We start from the raw sequence: 16,729 nt of genomic DNA, 5'->3' as shown, positions 1-16,729 counted from the left end.
GCTCAGGCCTCCGGGTCCTTGCGCATCCGGACGGTGCGGACCGACCGGGTGTCGAGCGCGATCTCGTCCGCCTTGTCGACGTCCCGCCGGAGGCGGGCGGTTCCCGTGCCGGGGTCGAACTCGATCACCTTGTCGAGCAGCTTGGCGGTCTCCTCGTTGCCGGCCTTCTCGGCGATGCCGCGTGCCTTGCCGAGCCGGGCGGTCGCGGTGTCCAGGTCACCGTCGTTGCGGGCCTGCAGGCCCTCCTGGATGAGCGAGGCGAGTTCCTGCTGGCCGGTGTAGTGGGCCACCCGGGGGTTGATGCGGGTCGACTGGACGGGGTCGTCGCTCCACTGCGCCAGGATGTTCCCCTTGGCCAGCACCTCTCCGGTCCCGGGCAGAACCAGTCGCACCAGGCCGGCGCGCATCTCCTGGCCGACGTTCCCGGCCGGCACCCGCACGTTGATGTGGTATTCGCGGGATTCGCCGCCCCAGGCTCCGGTGGGGTAGTCGCCGGTCAGCGCGTCCACCTCGGTGCGGCGGCCGGTCAGGTCCTCCAACGTCGGCGAGACCTGCTTGACGAAGTTCAGCTTCGCCGCGCGCGGCGTCCACAGACGCAGCGCCACGTCCGCGACCGTCTTGCCCATCGCCGCCTGGGTCATCGCCCGGAAGTCGGCCTCCAGGTCCTCGGGCCGGCGGATGTCCATCACGCTGCCGAGCAGGGTGGAGGCGATCTCGCGAAGCTCGGCGACCACCCAGTCGACGCCCACGCCGCGGCAGTCGCAGACGAACTTCCCCGCACAGTACGCCAGGTTCGCGGCGAACTCCGGCGCCTTCTCGTGCTCGTTCTTTCCGTCGGTCAGCAGGATGGCATGCTTGATCGCGCCGGGGTGCGCCTGCTGGAAATCGCTGAACAGATCGGCGGCGCGACGCAGCCACCGGCCCATCGCCGTCCCCCCTTCGGCCACCAGCCGGGTGACGGCCTCCCTCGCGGCGCTTCTGCTCTCCGGGGTCGCCGGCACCAGCATCGCCCGGTCGGGGAAGATGATCTGGGCTTCGTGGTTGCCGGCGACGACCGCGAAGTGCACCCCGTCGCGGAGGGTGTCGATGGCGGCCCGCGCGGCCTTCCTCGCCTCGGCGATCTTGTCGTACGACATCGAGCCGGAGGTGTCGACGATGATGATCTCGGCGGCCTCGACCGTGGGGGCACGCTCGATCGGGCCGCTCGCCTCGACCGTGACGATCGCGTGCACCTCCCCGCTTCCCGTGGGAAGGTATTTGTTCTGGTCTACGCGCATGGCGAAGTCGGTCACTGCTGCTCCTTCGGGAAGACCACGGTGGCCTCGGCCTGATCCCCGGGTCCGAAAGGGATCACCAAGACGGTGATGTTGTCGTGTCCTCCGGCCTCCAGCGCGAGCCGCACGAGCCGCTGCGCCGCCGCGCGGGGGGTGGCGTTCAGGGCGACGGCCGCGAGCGCCGCCGGCTCGGGGTGGTAATTCCACAGGCCGTCGCTGCACAGCAGGACCACGCCCGGCCCGTCCGGGGTGAACGTGCGGATGTGCGGCACGACCTCGCCCGCGTCCGCGCCCAGCCAGGCGGTCAGCATGTGCGTTCCCGGGGTGGCGTCGTCACCGGTCAGCACCTCGGATCCGGGTCCGAGCCAGTAGGCCCGGCTGTCGCCCACCCAGCCGACCGTGACCTGCCGCCTGCCGACCACCGCCGACACGTAGGTGCAGGCGGGCGCGTCCCCGCCCTTCTCGGCCAAGGCGGCGACGGCTTCGGCGGCGAGCCGTACCGCCTCCCGGGTCGCGGTCTCGGCGTCGGCCCCCTCCCCCAGGTGCTTGGCGAGGACGGCCGCGGCGGTGTCGACGGCGGTCTGGGACGCCTCCTCCGGGCGCGGCGAGGTGGACACCCCGTCACAGACCACTCCTACGGCCACCATGTCGGCTGCCGTGCCGGCCGCCGTCAGCGCCATGGCGTCCTCGTTGCGGTTGTGCCGCAGGCCACGGTCGCTCACCCCGGCCGCGACCTCCAGCTCGATCTCGACGTGGTCGCGGTCGGAGGGCTGGAGCATGCCGCAGTTCTCGCAGTAGCCGTCGGCCCCGACCGCCGGAGCGCCGCACGTGGTGCAGCCGGCGACTCCCAGCGCGTGGCCGCACTGCTCGCAGAATGCCTCACCCGCCAGGACGAGCGTCCCGCAGGCGGGACAGCTGCCGCTCACCACAGCGTCCTCGGACGTACGGTGTTGGCCAGATCGACGAAGGCGTGCCGCTCCTCCACGGATCGCGCCGATCTGGCCAGCGCCCGGTAGACGCGCTCCAGCTCGGCGCGCACATCCTGCTCGTGCAGCCGAGTGCCCAGCAGCGTCGCCTGCCCGGATGAGGCGGCCTGACCGGTGGTGACCCGGCCGAGGGCGCTCCGCAGCACCTCCGAGAGCAGCCCGTCGCGGTCCCGGGCGTCGAGCTTCAGGCTCCGCAGCCGCTCGCCCGCGGCGACGAGTTCGCCTTCGGCAGGGTCATGTCCTCGTACGGCCGCCGCCACCGCGGCCGCCTGCGCGGCGGTGCGGTGGATGGAGGTCGCGGGCACCTCGTCCAGGCCGGTGGTCGCCCCGGCGCGATCGCCCTCCGCCAGCCGGAGCCTGGCCAGGCCGAAGCCGGCGCTCACGTATGAGCGGTCTGTCTGCCAGATGGCCGCGTAATGGCGAGCCGCCTCCTGGCCCGCTCCGCCGGCTTCGAGGGCGAACGCGAGGGCCAGCCTGGGCGCGGCCTCGCCGGGGAGCCACGAATAGAGCCCGTCGAAGATGCGCGCCGCTTCCTCCGGGTCCCCCGAGGCCAGTTGCCCGACCCCCCGATACCACCAGATCCGCCAGTCTCCCGGCAGTTGCCCGGTGGCGTCCGCGAGCAGCTGGTCGGGGACCGGACGGCCGAGTTCACTGAGCACCCTGATCAGCGCGAGCGTGGTCTCCGGAGTGGACGGGGCGGATTCGAGCAGCGTCACCAGCTCGGCGGGATTTCCCGAAGTGAGGCCCGCGAGCAGGCCGGCGCCGGGGTCGAGCGGGTCCACCAGGGGGACGGGCAGTGCGGACACGACGGCGAGGCGGTCGAGTGGGCCGAAGACCTGGCCTGTGGCCGCCGGGGCGAGCTCGGTTCCGACGGCCCGGCGCTCCGGGCCGAACAGTCCGGACTGCGCGGCGTGGGGGACGCCCAGCTCGGCGGCACGCACCTCCCTGAGCACGCCGACGAGCTGGTCGGACATCTCCGCCGTGCTCTGGAACCGCCGGGCCGGCTCGGAGTCGGTCGCCCGTTCCAGGAACCGGCGGTAGGACTCGTACCCCTGGTCGATCGCCGGCAGCGGAGCGGCGGACCCGTCCCTGACGGGACTGAACGGGAAGCCCAGCACGGCGAGCGTGCGCCCCACCGTGTAGAGGTCGGAACAGATTGACGGCCCGTCGAAGGCGATCTCCGGCGCCTGGTACCCGACCGTCCCGTAGATCGCGCTGTCCGCGTCGTCGATCCTCCGCACGGCGCCGAGATCGATGAGCTTGAGCTGCTCCTCCACCTGGATGACGTTGCCCGGCTTCAGATCGCAGTAGAGCAGGCCCTGGTCGTGCAGGTAGCCGAAGGCCTTGAGGATCTCCAGCCCGTAGGCGATGACCTGGGCGACCGGGAGCGCCTGGCGGTTGGCACCCTCCCGTAGCCGCGCGTGCAGCATCTCCTGGAGCGACACACCGCCGACGTACTCCATCACGATGTAGCCCACCATCGTCCCGGTGCCGGGGTCGGGGTGGGTGACGAAGTTGAAGATCTTGACGATGTTCGGATGGTCCATCGCGGTGAGGAAATGCCGCTCGGCCTCCGCCGCGGCCAGCGCCTCCACGTCCCCTGTGTCGAGCAGCCCCTTCAGGACCACCCACCGGCCCTCCAGGTGCCGGTCGGCCGCCAGGTAGATCCAGCCGAGACCACCGTGCGCCAGACAGCCCTTGACCTCGTACTGCCCGCCGACGAGTTCGCCCGCGGCGAGCTTGGGCGTGAACGAGAACCGCCAGCCGCAGTGCGGGCAGTACCCCTCCGGTCGCCCCGGCTGGTCACCTCTGCGGCGGCCCACCGGCTTGCCGCAGTCGGGATTGCCGCAGAAGCGCCGGTCCTCCGGCACCTGGGGGTGGGCCAGTACCACCCCGGCCGGGTCCCGGTACGGCACGGCCGGCACCTCGACCAGGCCCATCCCGAGCTGGCCTCTGCTCGACCGGCCGCTCGGCCGGCTCGTGCCGGTACGTGCCGTACCCGACATGTCCAGCGGGATGGACGGTCTGGTCAGGGACGCCGAGGGCGGCGCCGGCGCCGGGTCCGGCTGTGCGGCCGGCTCCGGCTGCGGGGCCAGGCCGCAGGCGTCGCAGTAACCGTCCTCCACGGTGCCGCCGCACCCCGGCTGGGCGCATCTGATCATCCCGCCACTCCGATCCGGCTGATCGCCCGCTGGTAGGCGGCGATCGCGACGGTAGCCTGCCGTAGATCGCACGGTGCCGTCCAGAGCAGGGCGCGGGCCTCCCCGTACATCTCACTGAGTGCGGCGTCCTCGGCATGCCCGAGCCGGACCACCTTGGCGTGGTAAGCCTCCAGCCGGCCACGCAGCTCGTCACGACGGCCGATGAGGCCCGCCATCGATTCGGTCGCGGTCCGCGCTCGCGCCAGCGCCTCGTCCACGGCCCGTTCCAGCCCGGTCAGCCGCTCGACCAGCTCCAGCCAGCGACCGCCGGCCGTATCCAGCGCGGCCAGCCGGTCCCGCAGCGCGGCGGCCTCGTCCGGCAGCGCCGGCAGCGCGGGTGAGGCGATCTTGACGAGCACCGTGTCCCGGATCGAGCGAGCCTCGTTCTCTGCCTCGGCGACCTGCGCGATGCGCTCGCCGAGGCGGCGGGCCCGGTCGCCGTACTCCGCCCGGATCCGCGCGGCCTGCTCCAGCAGCCCGCGACGGGCGGCGAGGTCGGCGAGTAATCCGTTGAGCTCGCCACCGATCTTGCCATCGGGGGCGGCAGCGCCGAGCGGGTCGGCGGTGACCACCGCGCGAATCCGGTCGATCCCGGCGCCGATGCGCTCCAGATCCGGATCGGCGCCGTCGAGGTCGCGCAGCTGGTCCTGAGCCGAGCGGCGGGCGACGTCGGCCTCGTCAAGCCGCGGGAGCAGCGCACTCCAGGCGTCGTCCGCGGCCGCGACCGTCTCGGCGACGTCGCGGTAGGCGGCGTCCATCCGCGCCACCACCGTGTCCAACGTGATCCACTCGCCTGCGGCCCGCAGCAGCGACCGCTTCTCGACGGGCACGTTCTCCGGCTTCAGCTCCACCGACGGGCCGGCGAGCAGCCCGGTCAGCGCGGCCAGGTCGGGCTTGCCGGCCCTGAGCTCCTGCGCGCGATCGAGCACCCCCCGGTAGGCGTCGAACAGCCACCACAAGGTCACCGCTCGGGCCTGTGCCTCGTCCCAGCGGCGCCGGGTCTCCCCGGCCAGCCGCGCACCCTTGAGCAGCCGGTAACCCGGGTGGGAGTCGAGGTCCAGCAGGTCGTCCGAGATCCGATCACGTTCCTCGGCACGGCGGCGCAGCGCGAAGTCGACTGCTTCGATGCTCATCGGCGGGCCACCGGCCCCTGGCATGGCCAACGTGCATGCGCTCCCAGCGTGGGATGGACAAGATTCTTCCCACCCCTATTCTTTACACAATTTTGGGATTCGCGCGCTATACCCGTTCCCTCCGCCGGTCGGTGCCCGGACTCCGTCAGCGCGACGCCGACCGCGCCACCTGCACCGCGCCGGCCGCAACACGACCAACGGCACCACGACCAGATCCACGCTGGGCTCCGCGATGAGGACCCCTCCCCGGGGTCCGTCGCACCCTGATGCGAAAACGCCGTCCGAGAAGAACGTGAGCCCTACGGGAGGATTTTCTCCACGGCGGTAATCGAAGGGATGTAGAGGTCATTACCAAGTGTGGACGATTCCGAAGCGCAACTCACCGCGCTCTATAAGGGGCACTACCGCAGCGTGCTCAGTTACGTGCTGCTGCGAGCCGAGCAGCAGACCGCCGAGGACATCACCAGCGAGACCTTCCTGATCGCCTGGCGACGACTCGACCGCGTGCCTGAGCCGCCGCTGCCCTGGCTGCTCGGTGTGGCCCGCAATCTGCTGCGGACGCAACGCCGGTCCCGGCTGCGCGGACAGAGCCTGGTTGAGCGGCTCGCCGAGCTGGCCCCGGCCGGCGATGTCGCCGAACAGGTTGCCGAGCGACAGGCGGCACTGAACGCGCTCGCGGACCTGTCCGAGCGCGACGCCGAGGCCGTGCTCCTGGCCAGCTGGTACGGCCTCAACCCAGCCGAGGCCGCGAAGGTCGCGGGCTGCTCGGCTCGCACGTTCAATGTCCGCCTGCACCGTGCCCGCCGCCGCCTGGCCGACGCACTCGGCCGCACCCGCCTCACCTTCCAGGAGCAGTCATGAACGACCTCGACGACCTGATCATGTCCCTGCGCCCCGACACCGACGACGCCTACCAGCGCCGCCGCGAGTCCGACCTCGCCCGCACCCTCGCCACTCCTCGCCGTCGCTTCTTCTCCCTGCGGCTGCGGTTGGCGGCGGTGGCCGTTCCTGTCGTGCTCGTCGGCGTCGTGGCCGCGGTCGCACTGGCACCCGCCCCATCAGAGGATCGCGTCGTTATGGCGGCGAGCCTGCAACAGGTTCTTTTGGCGGGCGCCGAAGAGCCAGTGATCTCGGTCTTCCTGTGCTTCGAAGATGACGCATGGCCCGCGTGTGGCGGCAGCACGGGGGATCCCGGAGGTGGCGGCTCGGCGATCACCGAGCAGGAGAAGGAGAACGTCAACAAGACGCTGACCACGATGCCGGGTGTGGAGAACGTCACGTTCGAGGACAAGGCCGCCCTGTATGACCGTTTCCGCAAGAGCTTTGTTAAGTCTGGGGGGAAGCCAGAAGTGCTTGAGCAGCTCACGGTTGAGGACATGCACGAGTCGTTCCGGGTCACGATGAAGCCCGGTGCGGACTGGCGCCCAGTGATCGAAACGGCGAAGGGGATGCCTGGGGTCGCCAGCGTCATCGACCAAAGATGCTGCGTGACGACCCGTTAGAAGGCCGCTGAAGGCGTTGGACTTCTGGCTCCACCCCATCCCCGGGGCGGAGCCAGCCTGCGCGAGCGGCGCGGCCGCCCGGGCGACCGCCAGCCACACCGACACCGACCTGATGCGCAACGCGGCGTCTTCGGCCTGGTGCTCAAGGACCGCACGGGTCAGGTGAGTGGCGACGCGGATCCGGCCCGGCCCGTACGGTCCTGCTCCGTCCGCCCGCCGGTCCGCGTTCCGTACGGCACGGGGTGACCCGCGCCATACGGGCGGGCCGCCGACACCAACCACACCATCGCCAAACGCATCGTGACCGAGGCAGAACGCACCGGACGCGGCATCGCCCTGGAAGACCTGGGCGGGATCCGTGACCGGGTACGGCTCCGCAAGCCCCAGCGGGTCACGCTGCATTCCTGGAGTTTCCACCAGCTCGGGTCGTTCATCGCCTACAAGGCGGCCCGGCACGGGGTCGCCGTGATCCATGTGGATCCGGCCTACACCTCCCAGACCTGCTCGGCCTGCGGGCACGTGGACAAGGCCAACCGGACCGACCAGGCAACCTTCTCCTGTACGTCGTGCGGCTTCGCTGAGCACGCCGACGTCAACGCAGCCCGCAACATCGCCTCGCGCGGTGTCACGGGCTGGGCAGTGAGTCACGCTGCCGACGACGCGGCCTGACCCGTACCCGCCAGGTACGGCGAGGAGCTGCAAGCTCGGCCCTTTCAGGGCCGAGAAGCTGACGCGACTTACCAGGTGAGGTCGCTCTTGTAGAAGACGGTCGCCCGGAACTGGTCAGGACTGCCACTGATCTTGCTGGAGAAGCCGAACGCGAGGCGCGGGCCGCCCGACGATCGCCAGATCGCCATTCCCTGAGGTTCGCGACCGGACAGCGACTCGCCCGCTCTCGTCCGGTACACCTCCTCGACCGAGGCCCCGGCCTTGTTCATGTCGAGACGGACCAGGTAGGACGGCTTGGCCGGGTCCGAGGGCTTCGCGGGCGGACCACCGTAGGAGAGGTACGCGTACTGGCCGTACGAGGTCACGCCCTGGAAGTGGTCGGAGTCGGAGAGACCGAGTTGGGCGTTGGTCGGGAGGGCGCGCTTGGCAAGGATGGGAGTGGTGTCGCTGATGCCCTTGTTGATGACGGCGGGGAGGTCGAACAGAGCGAGGCGCCACGGGCTCGTCTTCCCCATGTACCGGACGAGCAGCCGGTTGGTGTAGGGATCGATCGACGGTCTCGGACAGTCCCGGAAATCGGAGAGGCGGATCGGGAATTTCCGGACCCCCGCGTCCTTGACGTAGTCGAGCAGGCCCCCGTCGCTGTACTTGATGCGGCAGATCGTGTGGCTGTTCGGGGCCGTACCGGGGGACAAGCTCCTCCAGTCGCCCGCGAGCCACACGTACGGAGATCCGGACGTGTCCGGCTGGATCGCCATCGACGAACCGTGGTCGAACCCCTGGAGCGCCATGGCGCCCAGCACCTTGCCGCTCAGGTCGGTCCTGGTCATCCAGAGGTCGCCGTTCGTGCTCCCGACCTTGGTCTGCACGAAGTAGATGTGCCCGTGGACGTGGTCGAAGGCGAAGGACTGCATCGCCCAGTAAGGCTGGTGAAGTGTGGCCCGCACAACGGGATCGCCGCCGGCCCCCTCGAATACGAAACGCTGCGACGTCGGGACGGCCGCGGACGCCGATTCAGCCGCGAACAAGGAAAGGCCGCCGCTGGCGGCGGCGGCTGCTATCCCTGTACCGGTTCGGAGGAGCGTGCGACGACTTACGGCAGACGTTCCGCCGATTTGGGTATTTTTGCGCAAGTGCATCACCCTGCTGGCCGTTGGCTGATTTGGTTGATCACGATCAACCTAGCAACGACAAGATCAACTTCGGGCGAAATATGGGCACTTCACGCGCCAGGAGCCATATTTTCTGCGACATAGGGGCGTTGCTGGACCAGCCGGTACCGTCGAGGTCAGGTAGGCCGCGCAGCAGCTCCGACTTCCTCCTCGTTTCAGGTAGTCGATGGCGGCGAATCCGCGCGGCGCGTTCCTCCTCGCGTGGAGGAAGACCAGCAACGGCTGGGAGTCCCTAATCACGTGGACGACGTCGGTGTTGCTGCCGAAGTCTGCGCCGATCCACGTCAAGCACGTCAATGACCTGGTGCGGCGAGCCCATCCGCTACGTCGGCGACAACAGCCCGCGCCGTCCGATCACGCTGTGGCCCGTCTTCATCGACCACGGGCCGCACCACAAGTGCCACAAGCCTGACTGCGGCCGGGCGGTACGCACCGCGATGTGCTGCTGCCCCCGACGGATACGAGATCCACGAGCACACTCACGGGTGCGACCGACTGAGGCTAAGATCAGAAAAAAACAGCTTCCCTGGAGTCCGGCATGGCCAACGACAAGCCCTTCCTTCCGTGGTCTGAGACCCCAGAGCCGACCCCATTGAAAATCGACACCTCGGTGCCGCATCCCGCTCGCGTGTACGACTACTGGCTCGGCGGCAAGGACAACTTCGAAGCCGACCGCAAGGTCGCCGAAGCCACCCACGCCGCCTCTCCTGGAGTGGTCCAGGGCGCAAAGGACAACCGCGCCTTCCTGGGACGTGCCGTACGCTTCCTCGCAGAACAGGGAATCCGCCAGTTCCTGGACATCGGCACCGGCATCCCCACGCAGGGCAACACGCACGAGGTCGCGCAGGGAGTGACCCCAGAGTCCAAGATCGTCTACGTCGACAACGACCCCATCGTGATGGTCCACGCCCGTGCGCTTCTGCGCGGCACACCCGAAGGCAAGACCACGTACGTTGAGGCCGACCTCCGCGACCCGGAGAGCATCCTGACGCATCCAGACGTTCTGACGACTCTCGACTTCGACGAGCCGATCGCCATCGTGATCGTGGGCACGCTGATGTTCATCAAGGACGACGAGGACCCCTTCAGTATCGTCAAGCGGTACACCGACGCCGTGACAGCCGGGAGCTACCTGGCCATCTCCCACGTCACCGCCGACTTCGAACCCGAAGCCGTGGGTGCCAGCGCGAAGGCGTACAACACCGGCCCCACATTCTTCACCCCGCGCACCGGCGCCGAGATCGCCCGGTTCTTCGACGGCTTCGAACTCGTGGAACCCGGCATGGTCGCGGTCTTCGACTGGCACCCGGACGACGATCCCTTCCGCGACACCCGTCTGGCGGGCGCGTACGGAGCCGTCGGCAGGAAGCTCTGACGGAATTTCACCCCTAGCTAGCTAGTCCGGCTGCTCCTCCGGCATTTACTGTCTAGAGACCGCCCCGATCACCCGCAAGCGAAAGTCTTACGGCAGAACCTGAAACGTTCTTCCGAACGCACGCGCGCCCGATACAAAGGTCGAGACCGCAACGCCCCGTGCCCATGCGGTTCGGGTAAGAAGGTCCAACGCTGTCACGGCGTCAATTCGGCCTCCGGACGGGTCAACACCTCGCGGGACCGCCTGTGGGAAATGTCGGATAAGCCCCACAATGGTCGGGTGCACAGGCTGATCATCCTGCTCGCGGTCGTGCTCGCCGCCCTGGGAACAGTGGCCATGCTCGGTGCGGAGTTCGCGGGGCCGAAGATCCCGCTGCTGTTCATGGGATACGCGGCCGGGGCCGCCGCGGTGACGGCCGGCCTGTGGGCGAGGACACGATGGCCGGACAGCCCGGTGGGATCGTTGCTGGCGTGGAGCGGGGTGATGTGGCTGGCCTCGGGGGCCGGTTACGCGAACGTACCCGCGGCCATGGCACTGGGAGCAGCGGCGCCGGCCCTCCAGCACGGACTGCTCGGGCACGCGATGGTCGTGCTGCCGCATGGCCGCGCCGGCACGCCGATCCGCCGGGGGGTGGTGGCGCTCGGATACGCGGTGCCGCTTCTGTCCGGCGCGATGTCGATGGCGTACGGGGAGCCGTCCGGCGGGGAGTGCCTCTGCCTCGCTCAGGCGTTCGGCCTGGTCACAGGGGGCAGACCGCTGGCCCTGGTCGGGATGACGATGGCCGGCGGATACGCGGTCGCGCTGTCGGCGGCGGTGTACCTGCGGTGGGTACGGCTGCCACGGCCGGAACGCGACACCGCCGTCATGTTCTCCGGGCTGACGCTCATGCTGCTGGTGCTGGTGTACGAGACGGGCAACCTGGCGCGGGCCGGCGGGCTCGCGGTCCACTTCACCGGCGGGTTGCCGGACAGCCTGGTCGTGCTGGGTTTCATCGTCTGGCCGCTGGCCTACCGTGTCGCGCTCGGCCGCAGGGAGGCGGCGCGCCGGATGGCCGAACTTCTCGACGCGGGTGACGAGGCCAGGCGCCGGATCGAGCGTGACCTCCATGACGGCGCCCAGCAGCGGCTGGTCAACGTGCGGCTGTTGCTGGGGCTGGCGCGCGACGAGCCGGCCCGCCTCGGTCAGGCGGTCGCCGAGCTGGGCCGGGCCTTGGAGGAGCTGCGGGAGCTGGCCCGCGGCACGTTCCCGGCGGTGCTGGCCGAGGCGGGTCTGGGTCCCGCGCTCGGCTCCCTGGCCGAGCGGGCCGCCCTGCCCGTTCAGGTACGGGCGGCTCTGCCCGTACGGCCGGCGCCGCTGGTCGAGCGCACCGCGTACTTCGTGGCCGCTGAAGCGCTGGCCAACGCGAGCAGGCACGCCCGCCCGGCGACCGTGAAGATCGCCGCCGTGCTGGGGAAGGGCCTGTTGACCGTGGAGGTGACCGATGACGGATGTGGGGGTGCCGTGTTCGGGGGAGGTCTGCGCGGCCTGGCCGACAGGGTGGTAGCGTGCGGGGGCACACTGTCCGTGCACAGCCCGCCTGGGGCCGGGACCACCGTACGGGCCGTGTTACCCGCGCAGGTATCGGAGTACGGCCAGAACCCGCCGGTTGTCGGCGGTCGCGTCCGCTAGGCCGAGCTTGCCGAAGACGCCGCGTACGTACCCTTCGACCGTCTTCTGCGTGAGCCCGAGCAGGGCCGCGATGCCCTGGTTCGATCTGCCCTCCGCGACGAGGGCGAGCACTTCCCGCTCGCGCGGGCTGAGCCGGTCGAGCGGGCCGGGTTCACGGGGCCGGGACACCAACTGCGCGACCACGGCAGGGTCGAGCACGGTCTGCCCGGCTGCCACGCGGCGCAGCGCGTCGGCCAGCTCGTCCGGTGCCCCGACCTGATCCTTCAGCAGGTAGCCCGTCCGGTACGGGGTGGCGCCGAAGAGCTCTCCCGCGTAGTGGGTTTCCACATGGTTGGACAGGAGCAGCACCGCGACGGACGGATGCTCCCGGCGCAGCCGGACGGCCAGCTCCAGCCCTTCGACCGTGTAGGTGGGCGGCATGCGGATGTCCACGACCGCCACCTCGGGCGGGCGGGCCCGGACCAGCCGCGCCAGCGTCTGCCCGTCGCCCGCCAGACCGGTGACGGTGAACCCCGCGCGTTCCAGAAGAGCGGCCATGCCCTCGCGGAACAACGCGGAGTCGTCCGCGATCATCACCTGCACGATCACACGGTAACCGCGACCGGCTTCCGGCGCGGCGTCCGGATGCGTCCCGCCTTCGCGGCCAGGGTGAGGAGGACGGTCCCCACGGCCGCGCTGACCAGGATGAGGACGAGCCCGGACTCCAGGTCGCCGGGGCCGCTGCCGGTCCACAACTGCGGGCCGTCGACATGCCCGCGCAGCAACGGGGTCTCGCTGATCGCGCCGGCACCGGTCGATCCCGCCCCGAACACCGAGCTCTCGAACAGGTTCCAGCCGGTGTGGATGCCGATGGGCAGCCACAGCGAGCCGGTCAGCAGGAAACCGCCGCCGAGGACGAGCCCGCCCGCCACGGCGATGCCGATCAGCGTCATGGCGGTGGCGTTGGCGTTGGGCGCGTGGAGGAGCCCGAAGACCACCGCGCTGAGCGCGAGCGCCCACCAGGAGCCCAGAGCCTTCTCCGGCAGCCGCAGCAGCACGCCGCGAAAGGCCCATTCCTCCCAGAAGGCGACGCACAGGGCGAGCACCGTCATGGTGGCGAGCGATCCGACGTTCACCGTGACCGCCGAGACGGTGTACCAGCCCGCCAGGGCCATGATTCCGAACACCGACGCCTGAACCGCCGCACCGATCGCCAGACCGCTCAGAAGGTGGGGGATCGCGTTCTTGGCCGGGAAGCCGATGCCCGCGAGCGACGTACCCTCCATCCGCCGGGCCAGCGGGATGCTGACCAGCGCCGCCACCACCCCCGCCAGGCCCAGCAGCAACCCCAAGGCCGGAGAAAGACCATCGGGCCCGATCTGCAGGGCCGCGGCCAGGACGGCCTGGAGGGCGAAGAAGACGGCCAGCACCACGATCAGCAGGGTGAACGCCTGAGACAGCGGATGGCCGAGGAATTTGCGCATGAGGGAACTCCGATTCGCAGGGTGCGGCTCGATACTCGGGCGTTCACCTCCAGCTGTTCAAGATCCGTATTCTCCTCAAGGGATAACCCTGGAATGCCCGGCGATGCGGTCGGCGTTGGCCCGCTGCTCGGCCATCTGCGGCACCGCCACCATCGGCAGCCCGTCGCCCGGCGGTTCCCACTCGCCCTGGTAGGCGCGTCCGGTCAGGCCCGGCCCGACGAAGGCGAAGCCGTCGCCGAACGTCTGCCCCGCGTACTGGAACGCCCTGGGCAGCATCACCAGCCGTATCGCGGCCCGGTCGCCCCGCATGAACGCCTGCAGGTCGCCGAGCCCTTCCGCGCGCAGGAGGCGGTTGAGGCGCAGGACCACGCGCAGGAAGCGGAAGCTGACGGGGTTGAAGGTGGTGTACTCGCGGTTCATCGACCGGTGTTCGTTGCTGACCAGGTTCGGCCAGGTCTCGATGGAGGGCACCCGCCAGCGGGCCGCCAGCATCCGGCCCCACCAGCACAGCGGGCCGTCGTGGACGACCAGGTCAGGGCGCCGGCCGTGGTCGAGCTGGCTGGGGCAATGCGGCCAGGGTCTGGTCTCGTCCAGCAGGAGGCCCATGGCCCGGATGAGCTCCTTGCCGTGCATCTGCGGCACGTCGTCCAGAGAGAGCGAGTCCCAGGCGTAGGTCCAGGGGACGATCTCGGCGCCGGTCTCGGCCACCCGCGGCGCGTTCACCTCGGTGGTGGCGTACGTGACGTGGTGCCCGCGCGTCACCAGTTCGGTGGCCAGGCCGAGCGTGGGGTTGATGTGTGCGTGAGCGGGTGACCGAGCTGATCGAACAGGGGCTGCGTGACGGTGAGCTCCGACCCGAACTGGATCCGGTCCGCGAGGCCGTCACGCTGTTCGCCATGATCGACGGCCTCGGTGGCGAACTGCTGCTCGGCGTTCGCGATCCCGCCGACGCGCTCGCCACCATCCGCTACCACCTGGACCGGCTCTTCTGCCGCGTCAACGACGACACCATCATGATCGCCGCCTGTCGCTATCGCTGTGAGAAGTAGCATGCCCGGGCGATCGTGGATGTTCGAGGCAGTCGTGCGAGGGCTCACCTCCAGTTACGGCCACCTTGGGTGGAAGGTCGCCAACGACTCCATGTTCGGCGATATCGCGTGGTTGCCCCGCCTGACCGGCGACGAGCGCACCGAGGCCGAAGACCTGGCCATCGCGACGTTGCAAGCGGGCGATCCACGGGCCGCACTCACCCTCGGCGAGGCCGGCTGCACCCGCGCGATACCAGCACTGCTGAACATGGCCACGTCCGCGTCCACCGCGCCAAACGTCCGTCTGTTCGCCGTGCGCGGACTCATCCAACTCGACCAAGGAGCCAGTCGCGCCGCTGCCATCGAGATCCTGCGGGACAGCACGATCTTCCGTGGCGACCGCCGCGAGGCGATACGCGTACTGGCCGCTCATCCGGACAGCGACGCGGAGACAGCGTTGGAGGAAGCCGCCGCCGACGCCGACCCGTATGTCCGTACCAGGGCAGCCTGGGCGTTGGAGGAGATACGTGGACCCAAAGGCTGAACATAGAGCCCGTACTTGGGCCTGCGTCACACTAGCCAGTTGGGCCGCCTTCTGAAGCTACGGCGTGGGAGCGCACTTTTGCGGCTCGGGAGGAGCGGGTGAGCCAGGGGGAGGCGACGGCGGGTGACGAGGAATCGCAGAGTCGCGGCGGAGCCGCCGCTGATCCGTAGCAATATGCGTTCCGAACCGGCTGAGCGGGTTGCGAACAGTGCGCCGGCGAGAGCGATGAGAATCGCTGTCGCGACGACGTACCACTAGGACTCGCGCAGAAATCGCTCGAACGCCTCGCGGGCCGGCGCCGAGATGGTTTTGCCCTCGACGGCGGCGCTGGCCTGGCATTTGATCGCTGTAGGCATGCCGATCAGAGGAGGCGTGGCGCGACAGCCGCTCTGCGAGCCACGCCACCCCTCTGACCTACGAAGTTCCTACCTCACCGGCAGGCCGGTGACGGAGCGGCCGATGATCAGGCGCTGGATCTCGCTCGTGCCTTCGAAGATCGTGTAGATCTTGGCGTCGCGATGGAAGCGCTCCACGGGGTGCTCGCGGGTGTAGCCGGCGCCGCCGAGGATCTGGATGGCCTGCTCGCTCACCCAGACCGCGGTCTCGCTGGCGACGAGCTTGCTCATCGAGCCCTCGGCCTGATCCATCGGGCGGCCGTGCCGGGCCATCCAGGCGGCGCGCCACGTCATCAGCCGCGCGACGTCCACCCGGGTCGCCATGTCGGCCAGCATGAACGCGACCGCCTGGTTCTCCCCGATCTTGCGGCCGAACTGCTCGCGCTCGCGCGCGTAGTCCCTGGCGTACTCGTACGCGGCGCGGGCCGTGCCGACGGCCATCGCGGCCACCAGCGGGCGGGTGGACTCGAACGTCCGCATCGCGCCCTGCTCGCCGGCGCGGGCGCCCGAGCGTACGCGGGCGAGACGGGCGTCGAGCTTCTCCTTGCCGCCGAGCAGGCAGGAGCCGGGGATCCGCACGTTGTCGAGGACGACCTCCGCGGTGTGCGAGGCGCGGATGCCGTGCTTGCGGAACTTCTGGCCCTGGGACAGGCCGGGCGTTCCGGGCGGGATGATGAAGGACGCCTGGCCGCGCGTCCCCAGTTCGGGGTCCACGGAGGCGACGACGATGTGCACGCCGGCGATGCCGCCGTTGGTCGCCCAGGTCTTCACACCGTTGAGGACCCAGTCGCCGTTGTCGTACACGGCGCGGGTGCGGATCGCCCCGACGTCGCTGCCGGCGTCCGGCTCGGAGGCGCAGAACGCGGCGACCTTGACGTCGTCGGGGGTGCCGAACATCTGCGGCAGCCACTCCCCCGCCTGCTCGGGCGTGCCGCCGGTGGCGAGGGCGGCGGCGGCCAGGCCGGTCCCGACGATGGACAGGCCGATGCCCGCGTCACCCCAGAAGAGCTCCTCGAAGGCCACGTGCAGCCCGAGGCCGGATTCCTCGAACCACTGCTGGGCGAAGAAGTCCAGGGAGTACAGCCCGATCTTGGCGGCCTCCTGGATGATCGGCCAGGGTGTCTCCTCGCGCTCGTCCCACTCCGCGCCCGCCGGGCGGACGACGTCGCGGGCGAACTGGCGCACCCAGTCCCGCACCTCTCGCAGATCGTCGTTCAGTTCGGGGCAGAAGCCCGTCGCGCCGTCGCTCATCGCACTTCTCCGTCAGGGTTCGGGCCATGGGGGGTCGCCGGGACGAAACACCGGACGGCGCGCAAACT

At 70.0% G+C, this 16,729-nt stretch carries 15 protein-coding genes and 2 pseudogenes; 8 read left to right on the top strand and 9 right to left on the bottom strand.

Annotated elements, in window-relative coordinates; genetic code table 11:
• Positions 1-2 precede the first annotated feature (2 nt).
• Genes ACQP1V_RS16830 through ACQP1V_RS16815 form a run of 4 tightly spaced genes read right to left on the bottom strand, consistent with a single transcriptional unit; the run spans position 3 to position 5,594 of the window.
• Positions 3-1,292: a VWA domain-containing protein gene (locus ACQP1V_RS16830; RefSeq protein ID WP_433423876.1), complete on the bottom strand. Its 1,290-nt coding sequence runs from the start codon at positions 1,290-1,292 to the stop codon at positions 3-5.
• The gene (locus ACQP1V_RS16825) at positions 1,289-2,200 is read right to left on the bottom strand and encodes a PP2C family serine/threonine-protein phosphatase (RefSeq protein ID WP_433423873.1); all 912 of its coding nucleotides are present in this window, start codon (positions 2,198-2,200) and stop codon (positions 1,289-1,291) included. The genes ACQP1V_RS16830 and ACQP1V_RS16825 overlap by 4 nt, the downstream gene beginning before the upstream one ends.
• The gene (locus tag ACQP1V_RS16820) at positions 2,197-4,422 is read right to left on the bottom strand and encodes a tetratricopeptide repeat protein (RefSeq protein ID WP_433423870.1); all 2,226 of its coding nucleotides are present in this window, start codon (positions 4,420-4,422) and stop codon (positions 2,197-2,199) included. Before ACQP1V_RS16820 ends, ACQP1V_RS16825 begins: the two co-directional genes overlap by 4 nt.
• Positions 4,419-5,594, bottom strand: a complete 1,176-nt coding sequence (locus tag ACQP1V_RS16815; protein WP_433423867.1) for a hypothetical protein — start codon at positions 5,592-5,594, stop codon at positions 4,419-4,421. The genes ACQP1V_RS16820 and ACQP1V_RS16815 overlap by 4 nt, the downstream gene beginning before the upstream one ends.
• 357 nt (positions 5,595-5,951) lie before the next feature.
• Here ACQP1V_RS16815 and ACQP1V_RS16810 point away from each other — a divergent pair, with 357 nt between their 5' ends.
• From ACQP1V_RS16810 to ACQP1V_RS16800, 3 genes and pseudogenes are all read left to right on the top strand, one after another.
• The gene (locus tag ACQP1V_RS16810; protein WP_067140264.1) at positions 5,952-6,455 is read left to right on the top strand and encodes an RNA polymerase sigma factor; all 504 of its coding nucleotides are present in this window, start codon (positions 5,952-5,954) and stop codon (positions 6,453-6,455) included.
• Positions 6,452-7,096 carry a permease-like cell division protein FtsX gene (locus tag ACQP1V_RS16805; RefSeq protein WP_433423863.1) on the top strand — a complete coding sequence of 215 codons (645 nt, stop codon included), beginning with the start codon at positions 6,452-6,454 and terminating at the stop codon, positions 7,094-7,096. The genes ACQP1V_RS16810 and ACQP1V_RS16805 overlap by 4 nt, the downstream gene beginning before the upstream one ends.
• Before the next feature lie 264 nt (positions 7,097-7,360).
• Positions 7,361-7,765, top strand: a pseudogene (locus ACQP1V_RS16800) (RNA-guided endonuclease InsQ/TnpB family protein); the annotation flags it as partial.
• A 68-nt stretch (positions 7,766-7,833) separates the two neighbouring features.
• Here ACQP1V_RS16800 and ACQP1V_RS16795 read toward each other — a convergent pair.
• Entirely contained in the window at positions 7,834-8,712 is an 879-nt protein-coding gene (locus ACQP1V_RS16795; protein WP_433423860.1) for a hypothetical protein, read from the bottom strand.
• 763 nt (positions 8,713-9,475) lie between these two features.
• Between ACQP1V_RS16795 and ACQP1V_RS16790 the strand changes: the two genes are divergently transcribed.
• The 3 genes and pseudogenes from ACQP1V_RS16790 to ACQP1V_RS16780 all read left to right on the top strand — a co-directional run bounded on the left by ACQP1V_RS16790 (position 9,476) and on the right by ACQP1V_RS16780 (position 11,980).
• Positions 9,476-10,312 (top strand): SAM-dependent methyltransferase, encoded by an 837-nt coding sequence (locus tag ACQP1V_RS16790; protein WP_433423858.1) that lies wholly within the window; start codon positions 9,476-9,478, stop codon positions 10,310-10,312.
• 30 nt (positions 10,313-10,342) lie between these two features.
• A pseudogene (locus tag ACQP1V_RS16785) lies at positions 10,343-10,513 on the top strand (SEC-C metal-binding domain-containing protein); the annotation flags it as partial.
• 78 nt (positions 10,514-10,591) lie between these two features.
• Entirely contained in the window at positions 10,592-11,980 is a 1,389-nt protein-coding gene (locus ACQP1V_RS16780; protein ID WP_067143955.1) for a sensor histidine kinase, read from the top strand.
• Here the strand turns inward: ACQP1V_RS16780 and ACQP1V_RS16775 are convergent.
• From ACQP1V_RS16775 to ACQP1V_RS16765, 3 genes are all read right to left on the bottom strand, one after another.
• The gene (locus ACQP1V_RS16775; RefSeq protein ID WP_369407241.1) at positions 11,918-12,553 is read right to left on the bottom strand and encodes a response regulator transcription factor; all 636 of its coding nucleotides are present in this window, start codon (positions 12,551-12,553) and stop codon (positions 11,918-11,920) included. The genes ACQP1V_RS16780 and ACQP1V_RS16775 overlap by 63 nt on opposite strands.
• Positions 12,554-12,564: 11 nt before the next feature.
• The gene (locus ACQP1V_RS16770; RefSeq protein ID WP_067143953.1) at positions 12,565-13,443 is read right to left on the bottom strand and encodes a CPBP family intramembrane glutamic endopeptidase; all 879 of its coding nucleotides are present in this window, start codon (positions 13,441-13,443) and stop codon (positions 12,565-12,567) included.
• 75 nt (positions 13,444-13,518) lie between these two features.
• Entirely contained in the window at positions 13,519-14,205 is a 687-nt protein-coding gene (locus tag ACQP1V_RS16765) for a hypothetical protein (RefSeq protein WP_067143951.1), read from the bottom strand.
• A gap of 35 nt (positions 14,206-14,240) precedes the next feature.
• On the opposite strand from ACQP1V_RS16765, the gene ACQP1V_RS16760 reads away from it, so the two are divergent.
• Positions 14,241-14,492, top strand: coding sequence for a TetR family transcriptional regulator C-terminal domain-containing protein (locus ACQP1V_RS16760; RefSeq protein WP_433423854.1), 252 nt, complete (start codon positions 14,241-14,243; stop codon positions 14,490-14,492).
• 19 nt (positions 14,493-14,511) lie between these two features.
• Complete coding sequence (locus ACQP1V_RS16755) at positions 14,512-15,015, top strand: HEAT repeat domain-containing protein (RefSeq protein ID WP_433423851.1); 504 nt, start codon at positions 14,512-14,514, stop codon at positions 15,013-15,015.
• A 425-nt stretch (positions 15,016-15,440) separates the two neighbouring features.
• Here the strand turns inward: ACQP1V_RS16755 and ACQP1V_RS16750 are convergent, their stop codons facing one another.
• Positions 15,441-16,661 (bottom strand): acyl-CoA dehydrogenase family protein, encoded by a 1,221-nt coding sequence (locus ACQP1V_RS16750; protein WP_387418117.1) that lies wholly within the window; start codon positions 16,659-16,661, stop codon positions 15,441-15,443.
• Positions 16,662-16,729: the final 68 nt, after the last annotated feature.

The sequence above is a fragment of the Microtetraspora malaysiensis genome (assembly GCF_050947145.1).
Classification (GTDB): Bacteria; Actinomycetota; Actinomycetes; order Streptosporangiales; family Streptosporangiaceae; genus Microtetraspora_A; species Microtetraspora_A malaysiensis.
This window is presented reverse-complemented; position numbering and strand designations above follow the sequence as displayed.

What these genes read in the sequence shown, in the direction of transcription:
- ACQP1V_RS16750 (WP_387418117.1), bottom strand. Translation starts at nt 16,661, where the DNA reads ATGAGCGACGGCGCGACGGGCTTCTGCCCCGAACTGAACGACGATCTG.
- ACQP1V_RS16820 (WP_433423870.1), bottom strand. Translation starts at nt 4,422, where the DNA reads ATGATCAGATGCGCCCAGCCGGGGTGCGGCGGCACCGTGGAGGACGGT.
- ACQP1V_RS16770 (WP_067143953.1), bottom strand. Translation starts at nt 13,443, where the DNA reads ATGCGCAAATTCCTCGGCCATCCGCTGTCTCAGGCGTTCACCCTGCTG.
- ACQP1V_RS16775 (WP_369407241.1), bottom strand. Translation starts at nt 12,553, where the DNA reads ATGATCGCGGACGACTCCGCGTTGTTCCGCGAGGGCATGGCCGCTCTT.
- ACQP1V_RS16755 (WP_433423851.1), top strand. Translation starts at nt 14,512, where the DNA reads ATGTTCGAGGCAGTCGTGCGAGGGCTCACCTCCAGTTACGGCCACCTT.
- ACQP1V_RS16790 (WP_433423858.1), top strand. Translation starts at nt 9,476, where the DNA reads ATGGCCAACGACAAGCCCTTCCTTCCGTGGTCTGAGACCCCAGAGCCG.
- ACQP1V_RS16805 (WP_433423863.1), top strand. Translation starts at nt 6,452, where the DNA reads ATGAACGACCTCGACGACCTGATCATGTCCCTGCGCCCCGACACCGAC.
- ACQP1V_RS16815 (WP_433423867.1), bottom strand. Translation starts at nt 5,594, where the DNA reads ATGAGCATCGAAGCAGTCGACTTCGCGCTGCGCCGCCGTGCCGAGGAA.